The following is a 17,950-nucleotide window of genomic DNA, read 5'->3' as shown; positions in this document are numbered from 1 at the left end:
AAACAGATGCTGCATTTAAAAGAAGAACCGGCCGGGCGTTTGACCCGGGATCAACTCATCCACCTGACATTTCCCCTGCTATCTGATGGAGCCATGGGTACCATGCTTCATCAAAAGGGAGTGAGTTTTGATGCCTGCTTTGATGAGTTAAATATCACTAATCCATCAATCGTAGGTGAAATCCATAGAGATTACATCGAAGCCGGTTCACAGATTATTCAAACAAATACATTCGGTGCAAATTGTTATAAATTAGCCCGTTTTGGTCTTGGGAATCGTGTTAAAGAGATTAATACTGCTGGGGTTGATCTTGCCAGACGGGTTATTCAGGGCACTTTTAAAGAAATTCTCATCGCGGGTGACATCGGTCCGTTGGGCGTCAGACTGGCGCCCTATGGCCGGGTTCAACCCGAAGAAGCACGTTTGGCCTTTACGGAACAGATTTCGGCCCTTTTAGATGCTGGAGTGGATTTGTTGTTGATCGAAACGATGACCGATCTGCAGGAAACTCGTCTGGCAGTTAAAGTTGCCCGGTCACTCAATCAGACAATTCCCATAATTGCTTCCATGACTTTTACCCGCGACGACCGTACTTTACTGGGTGATTCGCCATCAATTGTTGCCAGAACATTAATCAACGAAGGGGCAGATTTGACTGGTGTCAACTGCTCTGGCGGTCCTCAACAGATATTACGGATTTTACGGCAAATGCATGCGGCTATTCCCAATGGCAAATTTTCTGTAATGCCCAATGCCGGTTGGCCTGAGCAGGTTGGCGGTCGTATTATGTATGCCGCAACTCCGGAATACTTCGGAGATTATGCCGTTCTGTTTCACCAAAACGGTGCTCGCATAATTGGCGGCTGTTGTGGGACGACCCCCGAACATATTTCTGCCATGAAAAAAGCATTATCCAAGGCAGTTCCGCTTGAATCAGCAGAACCATTCGAGGTTTCCGAACAAGAACCTGAGTTCTCCAGAAAAGAAGAAGCTCTTGCGCCAACGAAATTTGGCGCAAAAATCTCTGCCGGGAAATTTGTGACCGCAGTTGAAATGGATCCTCCGCGTGGTCTGGCTACACAAAAATTGATAGCCGGCGCCAGTCTATTGGCTGAAGCAGGTGTTGACGTGATTAATGTGGCAGACAGTCCAATGGCTCGCATGCGCATGAGCCCATGGGCAGTTTGCAGTCTCATCCAGCAAAAGGTGGGCATTGAGACTGTGCTACACTTCCCAACTCGCGGACGCAACCTTATTCGTGTTCAGGGTGACCTTTTGGCAGCCCATGCCCTTGATGTGCGGAATGTGTTTGTTGTTATGGGCGATCCGACATCCATTGGCGATTATCCAGACGCAATGGATAACTACGACCTGGTTCCTTCTGGTTTGATCAAATTAATCAAACAGGGATTCAACACTGGTATAGACCATTCTGGAGCCAATATCGGTCAGCCGACCAATTTTTTTGTTGGTTGCGCTTTGAACTTGACTCCCAATTCCCCCGCAGATGAAATTAAGAATCTGGCACGAAAGATCAAAGCTGGAGCGGATTTTGCTCTTACACAACCAGTTTTCCAACCTGAAGCTGCCAGAGAATTTATCAATAGAATTAAGAATGAAATGGGGGAGTTTAATCTCCCAATTCTAGGGGGAGTATTACCCCTTGCAAATACACGACATGCCAATTTTCTGGATCAGGAAGTTCCTGGAATTATCATTCCGCCATCGGTGTTAGAACGGATGAGAAAAGCCGGGGAAAAAAGTAGTGAAGAGGGAGTGAAGATAGCTGTTGAATTGATAGAAGAGCTTCGCCCGCTGATCAATGGAGCGTATATCATGCCGGCTTTCAACCGCTATGACCTGGTTGCAGAAGTGGTTGAGGCTATCAAAGAATAGGTACACATACTCTATGCATACAAGAATCCAAATCATAATCAAGTACGCTGGGATCTTCGCCTGCGTAGCCAGTTGCGGTCTGGCTATATTTTCTGCCATTAAAGGGTATGAAGCAGCAATTGAATATTCATCAAATCCACCTGAAACTGATATGGTGACAGATTGGGACAGGCGGTTGCGAAAATTCAGGCTGGATTTACCTGAATCGGGTATAGTCGGTTATCTATCTGACCGGGATATTCCGGGATATAAATATGGAATCAGAGACGAAGAAGTCGAATTCATATTGACTCAATATACACTTGCACCTGTAGTCCTGGAACGAGGTGCCAATCATAAGGTGGTAGTAGGTAATTTTCGAGATGACGGTGATCCGGAAAAAATTAAAAGAGTTGAAAAAGAATTGAATGTGAAATTGATCAAGGCCTATTCAAACGAAATTTTCCTGCTGGAAGGTAACGAAAAATGAGTTACCTTGTTTATCTTACCCTTGTTCCTCCCATCTTTATAGGCCTGTTGTTAGCGGCCTGGTTGATCATCCCAACAAAAAAAGGGAACCTGCTGCTTCTTGCATCCCTGGGTATCCCAATGGGATTTGGGATTATATCCTGCCTGCTTTTTCTCTGGTCCTTTATTTTTTCTCCTTCATTTCCGGGTTTCTGGATTATAGAAATTCTTTTGATTGGCTTCCTTTTCTACATAAATTTGAAAAATAGGAGCGAAATCAAATATTATCTTCCAAATGTTAAAAAATGGTCGTGGCTTGATTGGCTTCTCAGATTAAGTTTTATTCTCGTCGCTTTGATCGGTATATTAGCATTCATGGATTATGTAAAAACCAATCCACACGGTCGATATGACGCCTGGGCTATATGGAATGTTCGTGCCCGTATGATTTTCCGCGGCGGCGAAAATTGGAAAAGCGTATTTGTTCCGCAACTATTCCATGGCGATTATCCAATGCTGATTCCATTTACCATTGCACATTCCTGGCTGATGGCTGGCACAGAATCAATGCGCATTCCTCCCATGGTGGCTTTCCTTTTCACGTATTCCATTCCGGGGATCGTCACGGGTGCCCTTCTATCAATGGGGAAAAAACAGGTATCCTGGCTTGCCGGATTAATTCTGTTAAGCACTCCATGGTTGATTTTCTTTGGATCGGTGCAGTTTTCAGATGTTCCGCTGGCAGCCAATATCCTATCAGCCAGTGTTTGCCTTTGCATGGTATTCATGGATCGAGAATCAAAACTAACCTGGGCATTTCTGGCGGGTCTGTTTTGCGGTTTAGCCAGTTGGACGAAAAATGAAGGGCAGCTTTTTCTACTGGTTTTCATTTTCGTGGTCGTGATTGGATTCATATTTTCCTTCGAGAAATGCGAAAGAAATAAACGCTTTCTTTACCTGGCCATAGGTCTTCTATTACCAGTATTCGTTCTCTTCCTGTTTAAATTTACACTGGCGCCAGCCAATGATGTTGTTGATACGAACAATCTTTCACCTGCTCTGACAAACCTGACGATATTCTCCCGTTATAGTGAAGTACTTAAGACCATGAAACCGTATTACTCCATATTTGGTGGATGGTATGGTGCGATCCCGGTTTTCTTTTTCTTATGCGGATTGGTTCTTTTGCCGCGTCTGACAAAAGAAAATAAAGCCTCGGTTCTTTCCATCGCAGCCATTCTCCTGCTTCAATGGACCGGTTATTTCTTCATCTACGTTATCACCCCGCATGATCTTCAAACCCACATTAATCAATCGTATTCCAGGTTGTTGATGCACATGTACCCGGCATTCATTCTATTATTATTCCTGTTCCTGCATCCCATCGAAAAAGAAAAAGGTATAAAAGAGTTCAACCACAATCTCACTTAATTCCCTGCGGTATAATTTTTCTATGCTGCTTACTATTGATATTGGGAATACAAACATCACCATAGGCTGCTATCAGGCTGAAACGTTGGGCAAACGCTGGCGGCTTGCTACGGACCACGAGAGAATGGCGGACGAATACGGCATCCAGCTTGCCAGTCTATTAGGCCATGGGAAGATAGACATCCGTGATATTCAGGCAGTTTGCCTGGCATCAGTAGTACCACCTCTTACCGGGCGACTTGTGCAGGCCTGCAAACAGTATTTAAACCAATCCCCTTTTATTGTGGATTCATCGGTTAAAACCGGAATCAATATCACTCTGGATGATCCATCAGCAATCGGTGCTGATCGTTTGGTGGATGCCGCTGCTGTTCAGGTAATTTATGGCGGCCCGGCCTGCATTGTTGATTTTGGAACAGCCACCACATTTGATGTGTTGGATAATAAGGGTAACTATCTGGGTGGTGCCATAGCTCCTGGAATTGGAATTTCGGCGGACGCCCTCTTTCAACGTACATCCAAATTACCGCGCGTTGACCTCGTCCGTCCGCCTTCGGTTATCGGAAAGAACACCGTTCATGCCATGCAATCCGGTCTCCTTTTCGGTTATGTCTCCATGGTCGAAGGAATGGTCGCCCGGATACAAAAAACAACCGGAGATGATTTGAAAGTCATTGGAACCGGGGGATTGGCAGAAATTGTCGCCAACGAGACAGATGTCATCCAGATTGTTGCCCCCTGGTTGACATTGGACGGCTTAAGAATAATCTGGGAGATGAATCATAAGCATGACTAACCCGCTGCAGGATAAGCACATCATTCTCGGAGTAACCGGCTCCATCGCAGCATACAAAGCTGTAGAAATTGCTTCTAAATTAACCCAGAATGGCGCCATTGTAGATGTCGTATTGACAGAATCCGCCTGCAAATTTGTGTCACCGCTCACATTTCAGTCTGTCACCGGACGTAAAGCATCTACTGAAGCCGATCTTTGGGGTGGAGAAGGACACGTAGTGCATGTGTCCCTTGGCCATAAAGCCGATCTTGTTCTGATTACACCGATTTCAGCCAATACCTTGGCCAAACTTGCCACGGGAATTGCGGATAATCTGCTCACCGTTACGGTACTGGCCTCTTCTGCCCCGCTGATTATTGCTCCGGCGATGGATGTTGACATGTATCAGAAGCCTATCACACAGGAAAATGTGGAAAAATTGCGCCAGCGGGGAGCCATTATTGTTGGGCCGGAAAGCGGTCACCTGGCTTCTGGTCTGGTTGGACCTGGCCGGATGTCAGAACCGGTAGAGATTGTCAACATGGCCCGGTATGTCTTGAGTCGCGGCGGCAGACTGGAAGGCCGAAAAGTTGTGGTCACAGCAGGCGGCACTTCAGAACCCATTGATCCAGTCAGAGTGATTACGAACCGTTCCTCAGGAAAACAGGGATATGCCCTTGCTCAGGCCGCACTGGATATGGGTTGTGATGTCACTTTAATCAGTACAACAGATCACTTAATGACACCAGCCGGAGCCAACCTGGTTCATGTAGATACGGCTCAACAGATGATGGAAGCTGTCATTAATCATACCGATCAGGCAGACTTACTGATCATGGCTGCGGCAGTGGCAGATTTCAGGCCATTTCATCCAGCCGATGAAAAAATCAAGAAAGAAGATGGAGTACCGGCAATCAATCTTGAAAAGACTCCGGATATTTTGAAGGAAATTGCTAACATTCGTGAAAAAACCGGATTCCCTCGCCGGGTTATTGGTTTTGCCGCTGAAACCGAAGCCCTTGTTGAAAATGCCAGGCGAAAGATAAAACAAAAACGACTCGATATGATCGCAGCCAACGATATCTCAACATCTGATGCCGGGTTTGAGGTAGATACCAACCGGGTAGTTCTGCTTTTCCCTGACGGCTCGTCACAGGAGCTCGGACTGCAAACGAAATTAGAAGCGGCGCAGTCCATTTTAAATAAAGCAGCTTCATGGTTTGAAAAGGTTTGAAGAATAAACGAATTTTCCTTGTAGTTTTCTTTCTTTCATTGCTGGTATCATGTCAGGCAATAAATACACCCTTGCCTGCCGCTTCTGAATCTCAACCCATCGCTTCCACAACAGCAATGCCATCAGATCCGTCGGCCACGATAATAGTACCAGATGTGACACTTACCGTTGAACCGACGACTGTTCCGGAAAATATCAATCCATTGACCGGGCTGCCGGTGGATGATCCGGCCAAATTAAACCGTTTGCCGGTGTTAATAAAAGTATCAAACTATCCGAGAACGGGAAGGCCTCATGCTGGTCTGTCAGCAGCCGATATTGTTTTTGATTATTACATCGGTGAGATGTTCAACCGTTTTCTTCCGGTTTTTTACGGTAATGATGCCCCGCAGGTTGGTCCTATCCGTTCAGGAAGATTGGTTGATTCGGAAATCACCCAGATGTTTCGGGGTATCCTTGTTTATGGAAATGCGGATGAACGCGTAGATACCGTCTTGGACAAACAGCTGGGTGCGAGAGCAATACCCTATAAATATTCGCTTTGTCCACCCATCTGTGGAGATGATACCCATAGTGTCACAGGAGTTTTTGCCGACTCTGCCGGAGTTACGCAATATGCTCAATCTCTCGGCATCGCTCAAGAGAAGCCTGGCCTGCAATTTGCAACCTTCTCAGCTGAACCTCCTCCTGGTGGACAAACTGCCATCCAATTGTTGATCCAATATGCAGATATTAATCGGGGGGAATGGCAATACGACACCACTTCCGGAAAATATTTGCGTTGGATTGAAGATGGGAATGAAGGTGAGCCGCTAACCATGATTCCATTGGTAGATCGGAACACGGGAGCTCAGCTCGGTTTTTCGAATGTCATTATTCTGACAACGTTTTATATCGAATACAACCGCACGTTACACAATATTGATCTTTGGAATAATGCCGGTCCACAAAATGCCATGTACTTCAGGGATGGAATGAAATATGATGGGAAATGGCGCATTTCAGATCATTCACAACCATTGGAACTTCTACAGAATGACGGTTCCCCCATGCCATTAAAACCGGGCAATACCTGGATTGTTCTTGCCGGCATCAGTTCACAGATTGCAAATCCGCAAGGCGGCCGATATGAACTTTATTTTTACACTCCATAACCGACAACAAGAATAACCATGAACTGGCGATTAGTATTTTCGTTGTTGTTTTTATTCCTACTCGCGGTAAGTCTGACCGGTTGTCAATCTACTTCAGCGACAACGCCAACCGTAAGTATCCAACCGACGCTGATGGATATTGCTTCATCAACTCCAATTCCATCAGCAACTACACCCCCGACTCCGGCAGTCATTACAGCCACACCTCTACCCTCACCTACTGAAACGCCCCTGCCAACACTAACCTCGACCATAGAAGCCGTACATTATGGACCAGACAGGTTCCCTAAAAATATCAATCCTTTTACCGGCCTTAAAGTCGATGACCCGTCTATTTTGGACCGTCGCCCTGTTATGGTAAAGGTCAGCAATTTTCCTCCCTCCGGCCGCCCACAATTTGGTTTATCACTGGCAGATCTTGTTTTCGAACATTACATCGGCGAAGGGATGAATCGATTCTCAGCAATTTATTACGGCAGCAAACCTGAAAAAGTTGGACCTGTTCGTTCTGCCAGATTGGCAGATGTTCAATTAGCCAGCATGTATCAAACGATATTTGCTTTTGCCAGCGCCGATACGCGTGTTCGAAACAACCTTATTGCCCAACTGGATGGTCTGGCTGTTACCGTCAAAGAATCCACATGCCCGGCATTATGTGATACGGGTGAACATACTGTAAATTCAGTTTTTGCTAATATTTCAAAATTCGATGAATATGCGAAGTTGAAAAAGATCAATAATTATCGTCAAATCGTCACCGGAATGGTTTTTGATTCTAAACCATCAGAATCCGAAAATGATACCGGTAATTCTGTTCTCATCCGGTATAATGATCTAAATCTCAGTCAGTGGATTTATGATGCCAATCAACGCAAATACCAACGCTGGACTGAAACTGATATCCCAGAAAATCCGGTTAAACTTGTCCCGTTGATGGACAAATTAACCGGAAAACAAGTTGCCTTTGACAATGTTGTGTTGCTCTATGCCCGTTACAATGAATACAATCCAACACTCCATAATATTGAATTGTGGGCAAACAAGGAAGCCCGCAGAGCAGTATTTTTCCGGGATGGACGTATGATCACCGGATACTGGCAATCACAGGCAAATGACCGTCCTATGGTCTTCTTTGATGACTATAATCACGCTATTCCATTGAAACCAGGGAATACCTGGTTTGTTATTTTAGGTCTGGCATCCACTCTTGACCAATCAGAACCGGGTAAGTGGAATGTTCAATTCGCCATTCCCTGAAACAGGTATCATATGCGCATTCTTGTGATCTCTGACATCCATGCCAATCTGACCGCTCTTAACGCGGTTCTTGAGGATGCCGGTTCAGTGGATGCTGTCTGGTGCCTGGGAGATCTGGTAGGGTATGGACCCGATCCCAATGAAGTAATTGATCGTATCGCCAACCTTCCCTATACCGTATGTGTACTTGGGAATCATGATGCCGCCGCTCTGGGCCAAATTGATCTTGATAGCTTTAACACTGAAGCACGCGAAACCACAGTCTGGAACCAGGAAAACCTTACAAAAGAAAGCAAACTCTATCTGACCAGTCTCAGGAAAAAGACGGTCAGGCATGGATTCACCCTTACACATGGCAGTCCAAGAAATTCCATCTGGGAATATATTCTGGATGTGGAAAGCGCCGCCGATAACCTTGATTATTTCGTTACGCCTTTTTGTTTAATCGGCCACACACATATCCCGGTGATTTATCATACAAAAAATGGTAAATCATCTCTCTATGCAATGAATTCAGACAATCCCCTGAGCACAAAATTAACCGGTCGGGCAATTCTCAATCCGGGTTCTGTTGGTCAACCACGCGACGCTGACCCGCGGGCATGTTATGCCATACTGGACTTACTGGATAAAACCTGGGACCTCAGGCGCATAGCTTACGATATTTCTTCTGTCCAACAACGGATCATTCGTTCCGGCTTACCTATTCGTAACGGGGAACGGCTTTTTGGCGGCTGGTAGCCAGGGAACTTTCATTACAGTTTCATCGTTAATAGAACATAAATCATCAACAGTGGTGGAGGAAAAGATGAAACGTGTGTGGTTATCCTTATGTCTGCTGGTGTTTTTTCTGTCTGGCTGTGCACAGGCAAAAAGTAGTATTCCTACAGCTGCTGCCCAGAATAAGGCTTATGACGAACAGGCACCCAAAGCAATGGAAGCGGTTCCTCAGGCAGCCGCACCTATAGAAGAGAATTCAATAACCAGTTCAACAGCTGGCAATGGCGGCAATGAATCCTCTGTCGATCAATTGATCATACAGAATGCGTCCATTTCCATCGTTGTTGTCGACCCGGCAACATCGATGGATGAAATTATTAAAATGACAGAAAATATGAAGGGTTTTGTAGTGACATCCAACATCTATAAAACCCGGAATGATAATGGTCTTGAATTACCTGAAGCTCGAATTACCGTCCGCGTTCCGGCAGACAAATTAACTACTGCTATGGAACAGATTAAGAACCTCACACCCAACCCAGATACAGATGTTTTATCCGAAAACCGTACAGGTCAGAATGTTACAAAGGAATACACTGACCTCCAGAGCCGCTTGAAAAACCTTGAGGATGCCGAAGCTCAGTTGCGAGAAATTATGGCTTCGGCTACACGTACAGAAGATGTGATGTCTGTATTCAATCAACTCACTCAGGTTCGTGAACAAATTGAAGTGATCAAAGGGCAGATTAAATACTACGAAGAATCAGCCGCAATGTCTGCGATTGATATCACAATTCAATCAAAATCATCCGTCGCTCCATTGTCCATTGGCGGTTGGCAGCCGGGTGGTGTCGCCCGGAATGCGATTCAGGCATTGATCAATGCACTTAAGTTCTTTGCTGAAGCCGCCATCTGGATTATTCTTTTCCTGCTGCCGGTGCTCATTATTCTCTTTATCCCGGTCTGGATTATATTTATGATTATCCGCGCAATCGTACGGAAGAATAAAGCGAAAAAAGAAGCACAAAAGGTTGAGGAAGAAACAAAGAAAACATCCTGACCTAAATTACTAAGTATTTCACAAGAGGGACTGGCTCCATATGAACCAGTCCCTCTCTTTTTTCGGTTTTATCAGCTGGAATGCTATAATTGGAAATCTTTTCTACAGTAAAGATCGGTGAATCTTTCCTTGAATAAGCCCCGGGGAAAAAGCTATTACTCTTTCCTTGCTAATGGACTTTTATACATCAATCGAATGATTTCACACCAGGAAATTTCTCGATGCTGAAATTACCTAGACAAATATCTTTTCGATCGGGGAGAATTAGCCGGTTAATCCAGGCAACCCTATTATGACATCCATTGTTTCTCTCGACATTGAGACGACCGGGCTAGACCCGATGAATGACGCCATCATTGAAATTGGTGCCGTTAAATTTAATGGTAATCGTATCGAAGCAGAATTTTCACAATTGATTAATCCCGGTCGGCCAATCCCTCAGATGATCACTCAATTGACCGGTATTACTAACGAGATGGTACATAAAGAACCACCGATCAAAGCGATTATTCAGGATTTTGCTGATTTTGTCGGAGACAGCCCGGTTCTGGGTCACAATGTCCGGTTTGATTTGAGTTTCCTTCGGCGGCAGAATATTCTGGAATATAACGACATAATTGATACATATGAATTGGCAGCCGTTTTTCTTCCTACAGCCAGCCGATATAACCTTGGTGCCCTTGGGCAGCTTCTATCCATTCCTTTTCCTGCCACGCACCGCGCGCTCGATGATGCCCGCGCAACTCGCGGGGTATATGAAAAGCTGATCCGTAAGGCTGGTGAACTTCCAATAGATCTCCTGGCCGAGTTGGTGCGTCAGGGTGATCGCACCGATTGGATTGGATCCTTTGCTCTTCAGCAGGTGTTACGTGCCAGATCGCGTGAACCAATCCAGGCACGGAAAGCCCTGCATGTTTCATCAGGCCCATTGTTCGAAAAACCTGCAGGGAAAATAGTCATCGGAGCAGAACCTGAAAATGGCAATGCCCGGTTGGATATTGATGAAGTATCTGCCATTTTAGAACATGGAGGACCATTTTCAAAGTTTTTTAGTTCATATGAATATCGACCGCAGCAGCTCGAAATGTTAAAAGCAATAGCCCGATCGTTTTCAGAGGGGCAACATATGTTAGTAGAAGCTGGTACCGGGACAGGCAAGTCATTTGCCTATCTGGTCCCGGCAGCTATGTGGGCTATGCAGACAAATACGCGTGTGGTCATCTCCACAAATACCATAAACCTTCAGGATCAGTTGATTAATAAAGATATTCCCGATCTACGTGAAGCTCTTGGTATTGATTTACGGGCAACTGTTCTTAAAGGTCGGTCAAATTACCTCTGTCCTCGCCGCTTTGAAATGCTGCGGCAGCGAGGTCCAGAAACAGCAGAAGAGATGCGAGTTCTTGGTAAAGTCATGATCTGGCTGCATGAAGGTGGCACAGGCGATCGCAATGAGATCAATTTGAACCAGTCTCCCGAATGGGATGTCTGGATGAAAATATCAGCAGAAGATGAAGGCTGCAAATCCGAGACTTGTTTAAGCCGAACAGGTGGGGAATGCCCATTCTACCGATCCAGGCAGGCTGCCAGTATCGCCCATCTAATCATAGTAAACCACGCTTTGCTGTTATCTGATGTTGCCGCAGGAAACCGGATTCTGCCGGAATATAACTATCTGATCATTGACGAAGGCCATCATATGGAAGAGGCAACAACCGGCGCACTCGCCTTTAAGGTCAACCAATATGACTTCGACCGCCTGATCCATGAACTGGGTGGCTTGAATTCCGGTCTTCTGGGTCGTTTTCTTATCCAATTACAAGGGATTCTCCTACCATCTGATCTGGCGGCTGTACAAACAACTGTGCGCCAGGTTTCTGATCTGGCTTTCAAGATCACCAGCCTTAATAATCAATTCTTTGAGGCTGTTGACAACTTCCTGACGGATCAGCGCGATGGCCGTCCCATGGGGACATACCCGCAGCAGGAAAGAATACAGAATTCTACAAGAACGTTACCGTCATGGGATCTTGTAGAAGAAATCTGGTATGACGAAAGTGAAGAGCTAAAAGAAATGTTGAATTTGATTACCGGCTTAATTCGAGCAGGCAGCCCGGATGAAGAGAATTCCAACGAAGAATTGGAAGATATCATTGGTAATCTGGCTACTGTGGCATCCCGGTTCTCTGAAATTAGCTCCAATATCACCTCCCTGGTTTCAAAACCAGATAGTCTTCAAATCTACTGGATCGAAAAACAGCCGACCTCCAACCGTATAACGCTGCAAATGGCGCCGCTGCATATCGGGCCTCTGATGGAAAAACACCTCTGGCACCAGAAAACATCCGTTGTACTTACCTCAGCTACATTAACTACACATGGTGAGTTTGACTACCTGCGCAGCCGGTTGAATGCGGATGAAGCAGACGAGCTTGCCTTGGGATCTCCATTTGATTATGAAAATTCCGCTCTCCTTTATTTAATCAATGATATTCCAGAGATCACAGACGCCTATGGTTACCAAAAATCTCTTGAATCAGGTCTGGTCAGGCTGGCAAAAGCCACAAACGGCCGTATGCTTGTGTTATTCACGTCTTATGCACAATTGAAAAAGACATCTCAGGCTATTGCCGGTGGAATGGCAGATGCAGGAATACAGATATATGAACAGGGTGTTGGGGCATCAGCCAATGCGCTGTTGGAAAACTTTCGTGGAGCTGATAAAGCCGTTCTGCTGGGAACCAGAGCTTTCTGGGAAGGAGTGGATATTCCCGGTGAAGCTCTCTCTGTTCTGGCCATAACGAAATTACCGTTTGATGTTCCCTCCGATCCAATCATCGCTGCCCGTTCTGAAACATATGAGGATCCGTTTAACGAATATTCGCTTCCAGAAGCTATTCTAAAATTCCGTCAGGGATTTGGCCGTCTCATCCGCACTCAGTCAGACCGCGGTGTTGTAGCAGTGTTCGACAAACGCCTTCTCACCAAAAAATATGGCAAGTTATTTATTGAATCCATACCAGAATGTCACATGGTGACAGGTTCGCTCTCGGAATTACCCAGAACAGCCGCGAAATGGCTAAATCTTTGATTTTTTATCACTCACCAAGCCACCAGTTGGATTGGCTTGCTTTTTCCCGTTTTTGCATCACTTCGACTTTACCATTATCCAGCCATAATACACACGGACGATCTGCCAGATTGTAATTGGATGACATGCTAAGTTGATACGCCCCCGATACGGGAATGGCAACAATATCACCCCTTTCGAGTCTGGGAAGGTCTATCTGATGGATCAACTCATCACCAGATTCGCAAAATCGCCCAACCAGTCGAGTCGGCACAACCGGACGGTCTGCCGAATTACCAATGACCACTGCGGAATAATGGGCGTCATATAAGGCTGGCCGGGGATTATCCGACATCCCTCCATCTACAGCTGCGATCCACTCCCCAGTAGGTAAAGATTTCGTGCTGCCTACTGAGTAGATCGATACACCGGCCTTCGCAACCAACCACCGGCCGGGTTCAATGATAATTTTGGGAAGTTTTATTTGGTACTTCTCACAACAGTTTTGTACAGTGTGGCTGATGGCCACGATCCAATCAGACGGATCTGTGTCAGGTGAACCGGTTGTATACGGTACACCCCACCCTCCTCCCGGACTGATGATTTCGGGTTGCCAGTCAGTTTTGTGACACAAATTGAAAAGAATATTGATAGCTTCAGAATAACGGTCAGAATCAAATAATTGTGAGCCCAGATGTGTATGAAGCCCGGTTAATCGAACTGCATCGCTGGATAAACCCAGCTTAATCGCCTCTTCTGCCTCTCCATTTCCCACAGGAATTCCGAATTTGCTGGCGCTGTGTCCTGTTTGAACAGCTTTGTGGGTATCCACAGTAATATCCGGGGTAATACGCAGCCAGATGGCAGGAATGCGATTCATTTTCCGGCTTATCTCTTCAACAAAATGCAATTCATCCAGACTATCCACCACAATAGATTCGATCTGCAAGTCTATCGCTTTGTGAATTTCTGCTTCTGATTTGTTGTTCCCGTGTAAATGAATCCTGCAAGGTGGAATTCCCGCTTTTAGAACAATTTCCAATTCGCTGATGGAAGCGACATCAATGGATGTTTCCAGATTTGCCAGTTTGCGGGCAAACGGCAGCGATAAGTACGCTTTTGAAGCATAGGCAATGTCAAAATTACCAGGGTATGTATCTGCAAGTAAATCATGCAGATAACGGTAATTCCAGGCAAAGGTTACAGCATCATAAATGTATAATGGCGTCCCATATTTTGAAGCCAATTCCTTCAGAGAACAACCACCAATATGAGAAATATGACCATTATGAATCTCAACTGTATCAGGGAAAAGGTCAATAGTATCCATGGATAGGCAAAACCAGTAATCCTGTTTGGGAATAATCCTGTTTAATTATTGTAAACGAAATTCTTACCAGGATTCAAATCAGGTCGCAGGTTTATTTTCCCATGGATTTCGCAGCAGCAGCCGACCGGGTGTGGACATCCAGCTTTTCAAAAATAGCTTTCAGGTGACGTTTTACAGTGTTTGTCGTAATGACCAATTTTTCGGCAATTTCTTTGTTGGTCATCCCCTGAGCCAGCAGGTCAAATACCTCGCGTTCACGCTCGGTCAGTACACGCAGCTCATCGAATGTATTTTGTATATTGCCTGCATCTTCAACAATCTTCAGAAAGGAAGCCCGATCAAAGGCCTGTTTTTCCAGATAAGCAAAAATCGATTGTTCAGCATAAGCTCGCTTGATATCTTCCGGTGAGGCTACTCCGCTGACGACAACCGTTGGAACTCCAGCAGCACGCGTACTGGCAAGAAGTTGGTATCCCTCCAGATTCTCGCTGGGTATGCGTTGTTCCCATAAATTCGTCAGGGAGCCATTTAATAACAGGTCAACAACAGCCAGTGTAAATTTCTCGCGGCGTAAATAACCGAGTGCTTCGCCAAAACTTCCACAAACACGCACCTGATAACCGGCATCAGATAATAACTCCTCAATAATACTGCGCCAACCGGCATCATCTTCCACAATCATCGCTTTTCCGCGGTTGGATTCTCGTTTAGATATGCTGCTATTTTTTAATGGTTGAGTGAAATGATCAACAGTCTGTGACTCCGAAATACTGGCTCCAGCCGATTGGGGAGCACTGGCCAGGGCACGGGATATCAATTCACGAAATTGTCCACGGTTGAAACTCTCTTTTCTGAGAAAGGTAAAAACACCATAATCGGTAAGCGCTGTCACAGCCAGTTCGACGGTGGCAAATCCAGTCAGGAGGATCGTTTTACAATTAGGATCAAGTTTTCGAACCGCGTCTAACACCCTCAAACCATCGAAATTATTATGGTCGTTGGGAGAAAGGGATAAGTCAACTATCGCCAATCGATGTGGATTTTTTCGAAGTTCATAGATGGCATCATCTAGATTGTTTGTGACCGTCACCTGCAAACCGGAATCACTTAAAATTTCAGATAGAATTTGCTGCCAGGACCGGTCATCTTCAACGACTAACGCCTGAGGCTGGGATTGATTCATTTTACTTCCTCCACTCTGGGTAAACGCAATCGGAATGCGGTACCGTGCTCACCATCGCTATCGATATTAACAGATCCTCCCAGACGCGTCATCAAAGTCTTTACCCACCAAAGGCCAAATCCTAATTTTCCAGGGCGTTGACCGCTACGGCCTGAATAAGTTAATTCAAAGATTCTGTCATGCAATTCAGGCGGGATGCCCGGCCCGGTATCTCTGATAGTAATTTCGACCCATTTCTCAAAAGCCTTACCATTAATCGAAATGATACCCTTTCCCTGCATGGCATCTGCTGCATTTTCAATCAGGTTCGTGAAAACAAATACCAGACTTTGTCCTCCGGCGGTCACCAGAGGAAGATCTGATAACCCCTTAAGTTGGATTTTTATACCGGGTGGCAGTTTTGCCGCCTGCAACGCTTCTGCAATCCTGCCTTCTATATTCACGGGTTCAAGTCTGATAGGTCTCAGGTGAGACAGGTTGTCGCGTACGGTCTGCATGGCTTCCATAGCACACCGCTCTATCTCCCCCAGGTTGTTTGCCAGATACGGGTCTGCCTGTAAAGCAGGTGCGCATTTATCCTGAATACTCTGAACACGAACCGGTATGGTTCCCACTTTATTATTCAAATGATGCAACAGATTAGAGGCGATATCTCCGACAGCCGCGAAAGTCTCTGCGACTGAGCGTTGTTCCTGTGCAGATCGCAGAGCCTGTTGCCGGCTTTCATTTTGAATGGCCATTACGGCATAATACGAAAGGAATGTCAGTACCTTTTTGTCCCAATCAGATTCGGCAAAAAGTCCAGGATCAGGTTCTGAACTGTAAACCCCGATGGCACCGAGCGGAAGTTCATTCTCGTTGGATAATAATGGCACAATAAGGGCTCGCATCCAGTTTTGAGATTTGGCCAGATCACGCCGGTGGAACCTGGGATCAATACGGACATCATCTGCTACAACAGCTTGCCGGTTGAGCACTGCCAGGCCGGTCAAACTACCTTCCACGGGCATGGTTTCACCATGAACATAAGCGCCGCAGGAAGATTCCAGTACAAGTTCATTTTCATGTCGCAACCACAACGCACTGACAGACGCATTTAATAAATCGCACGCCAGAGACGTCAAGTGATCTAAAACCTTCTGGCATGGCTGTGAAAGGATAAGCTGTGCAACCTCCTGCAAGGCATCCAGCAATCTGACTTCCTGGATCGCCGCCACGGCAAAAGTGGCCATGGTCTGCAAATTGTGGCTGTGGTTTTCATCAAATGCACCGGGTTCGGGGCTTTCCAGATTTAAGACACCCTCCAACCGGCCGCTGGCATTGATTAACGGTACCGCCAGTTCTGAACGCATCTGCATTCCCGCATCCAGCGGATAATATACTTTGGCCCACGGTTCTGCCATCAAATCTGGAATAAGTATGGTCTGTCGACTTCTGGCGGCAAAAGCCATTACACTATTGGAATTAAGGGGCAATTCTTCCGTTAAAGGCCGAGTCATGTCTTGACCGGCGAAGGCATGGGTGACCAAATTTTTGCCGCTTTTATCCAATAGCCGGAAAATTCCGTAATGAGCTCCCGTCATATCTAATGCCAGATGAAGAATGGATTCCAGGGTTTCTTCCAGTTTTAACCGGGATGAAATCAACATTCCCGCGCGGTTCAACCGGTTCAAGTCGTCTTCTTTTCGTGTCAGGTCTTTTCTTACATCAGCCAGACGTCGTGAATGGTAAATGGCCATTGCAGCCTGGTGAACAAAATTTTCTAGCATTAGTAATTCAAGGCGAGAAAATGGTCGTTCTTCATAAAGATAAACATATAAAACACCAACAACTTGATCAGCCACAATCATTGGGAAACACCCAACTGCTTTGACACCCAGAGATTCATAGTACGGATGTACATTCACATCCGATTCCTCATACGATAGAACCCGGTCTCGCCGGCTAACTGCTCGATTCCCAATTCCATGAACTCGCGGCAGATCATCCTTCATACTGGCGGCAGCCAGATTTTCATTGCCATCCGGTTCGGCAGAAACACGTGATTCCGGTTCAAATATAGCTTTCGCTTCATTATAGGTATAGATCACGGCTGATGATCCGGGGACAACCCTGATGGCACTTTCCACAATTAGTTTTAGGCTGTCGACGCTGCTGATGACATCAGCTGAGCCAATCTCGTTAATTGTTTTGCTAATCTGATTGAGGCTTGCCAGAGCCTCCAATAGACGAATATCGGCTTCATTGGGCGAGATGGATTCTTGTATTTTCATAACCTGAGACCTGTGAATGTTTTTCATTGTAACATGTGCCCAACGATAAAATTATCCTATCAAAATCAAACCGCCGACCGCTGATGTCGAACCAATGAAGGTAGGCACTCAGTTGTCGGC

Annotated in this window: 13 protein-coding genes; 10 read left to right on the top strand and 3 right to left on the bottom strand. The window is 45.8% G+C overall.

Features of this window, described 5'->3' with window-relative positions; translation table 11 throughout:
• Positions 1-6: 6 nt before the first annotated feature.
• From LTAR_RS06480 to LTAR_RS06435, 10 genes are all read left to right on the top strand, one after another.
• Positions 7-1,896: a bifunctional homocysteine S-methyltransferase/methylenetetrahydrofolate reductase gene (locus tag LTAR_RS06480; RefSeq protein WP_081419853.1), complete on the top strand. Its 1,890-nt coding sequence runs from the start codon at positions 7-9 to the stop codon at positions 1,894-1,896.
• Between the two features lie 13 nt (positions 1,897-1,909).
• Positions 1,910-2,365 (top strand): hypothetical protein, encoded by a 456-nt coding sequence (locus LTAR_RS06475; RefSeq protein ID WP_062421360.1) that lies wholly within the window; start codon positions 1,910-1,912, stop codon positions 2,363-2,365.
• Positions 2,362-3,774 (top strand): phospholipid carrier-dependent glycosyltransferase, encoded by a 1,413-nt coding sequence (locus tag LTAR_RS06470; protein WP_062421359.1) that lies wholly within the window; start codon positions 2,362-2,364, stop codon positions 3,772-3,774. Before LTAR_RS06475 ends, LTAR_RS06470 begins: the two co-directional genes overlap by 4 nt.
• Positions 3,775-3,796: 22 nt before the next feature.
• On the top strand, positions 3,797-4,570 hold the full coding sequence (locus LTAR_RS06465; RefSeq protein ID WP_062421358.1) for a type III pantothenate kinase: 774 nt from the start codon (positions 3,797-3,799) through the stop codon (positions 4,568-4,570).
• Positions 4,563-5,783 carry a bifunctional phosphopantothenoylcysteine decarboxylase/phosphopantothenate--cysteine ligase CoaBC gene (coaBC, locus tag LTAR_RS06460; RefSeq protein ID WP_062421357.1) on the top strand — a complete coding sequence of 407 codons (1,221 nt, stop codon included), beginning with the start codon at positions 4,563-4,565 and terminating at the stop codon, positions 5,781-5,783. The genes LTAR_RS06465 and coaBC overlap by 8 nt, the downstream gene beginning before the upstream one ends.
• Positions 5,780-6,937, top strand: a complete 1,158-nt coding sequence (locus tag LTAR_RS06455) for a DUF3048 domain-containing protein (protein WP_062421356.1) — start codon at positions 5,780-5,782, stop codon at positions 6,935-6,937. The genes coaBC and LTAR_RS06455 overlap by 4 nt, the downstream gene beginning before the upstream one ends.
• Positions 6,938-6,955: 18 nt before the next feature.
• Positions 6,956-8,194: a DUF3048 domain-containing protein gene (locus LTAR_RS06450; RefSeq protein WP_081419852.1), complete on the top strand. Its 1,239-nt coding sequence runs from the start codon at positions 6,956-6,958 to the stop codon at positions 8,192-8,194.
• Positions 8,195-8,206: 12 nt separating this feature from the next.
• Positions 8,207-8,935 carry a metallophosphoesterase family protein gene (locus tag LTAR_RS06445; RefSeq protein WP_062421354.1) on the top strand — a complete coding sequence of 243 codons (729 nt, stop codon included), beginning with the start codon at positions 8,207-8,209 and terminating at the stop codon, positions 8,933-8,935.
• A 67-nt stretch (positions 8,936-9,002) separates the two neighbouring features.
• On the top strand, positions 9,003-9,974 hold the full coding sequence (locus LTAR_RS06440; protein ID WP_062421353.1) for a DUF4349 domain-containing protein: 972 nt from the start codon (positions 9,003-9,005) through the stop codon (positions 9,972-9,974).
• Between the two features lie 292 nt (positions 9,975-10,266).
• On the top strand, positions 10,267-13,065 hold the full coding sequence (locus LTAR_RS06435; protein ID WP_062421352.1) for a helicase C-terminal domain-containing protein: 2,799 nt from the start codon (positions 10,267-10,269) through the stop codon (positions 13,063-13,065).
• A gap of 7 nt (positions 13,066-13,072) precedes the next feature.
• Here LTAR_RS06435 and lysA read toward each other — a convergent pair whose 3' ends face one another.
• From lysA to LTAR_RS06420, 3 genes are all read right to left on the bottom strand, one after another.
• On the bottom strand, positions 13,073-14,374 hold the full coding sequence (gene lysA / locus LTAR_RS06430) for a diaminopimelate decarboxylase (RefSeq protein WP_062421351.1): 1,302 nt from the start codon (positions 14,372-14,374) through the stop codon (positions 13,073-13,075).
• A 91-nt stretch (positions 14,375-14,465) separates the two neighbouring features.
• Positions 14,466-15,557, bottom strand: a complete 1,092-nt coding sequence (locus LTAR_RS06425) for a response regulator (RefSeq protein ID WP_062421350.1) — start codon at positions 15,555-15,557, stop codon at positions 14,466-14,468.
• Positions 15,554-17,830 carry a GAF domain-containing protein gene (locus LTAR_RS06420; protein ID WP_158423399.1) on the bottom strand — a complete coding sequence of 759 codons (2,277 nt, stop codon included), beginning with the start codon at positions 17,828-17,830 and terminating at the stop codon, positions 15,554-15,556. Before LTAR_RS06420 ends, LTAR_RS06425 begins: the two co-directional genes overlap by 4 nt.
• Positions 17,831-17,950: the final 120 nt, after the last annotated feature.

The sequence above is a fragment of the Leptolinea tardivitalis genome, assembly GCF_001050275.1.
Classification (GTDB): Bacteria; Chloroflexota; Anaerolineae; order Anaerolineales; family Anaerolineaceae; genus Leptolinea; species Leptolinea tardivitalis.
This window is presented reverse-complemented; position numbering and strand designations above follow the sequence as displayed.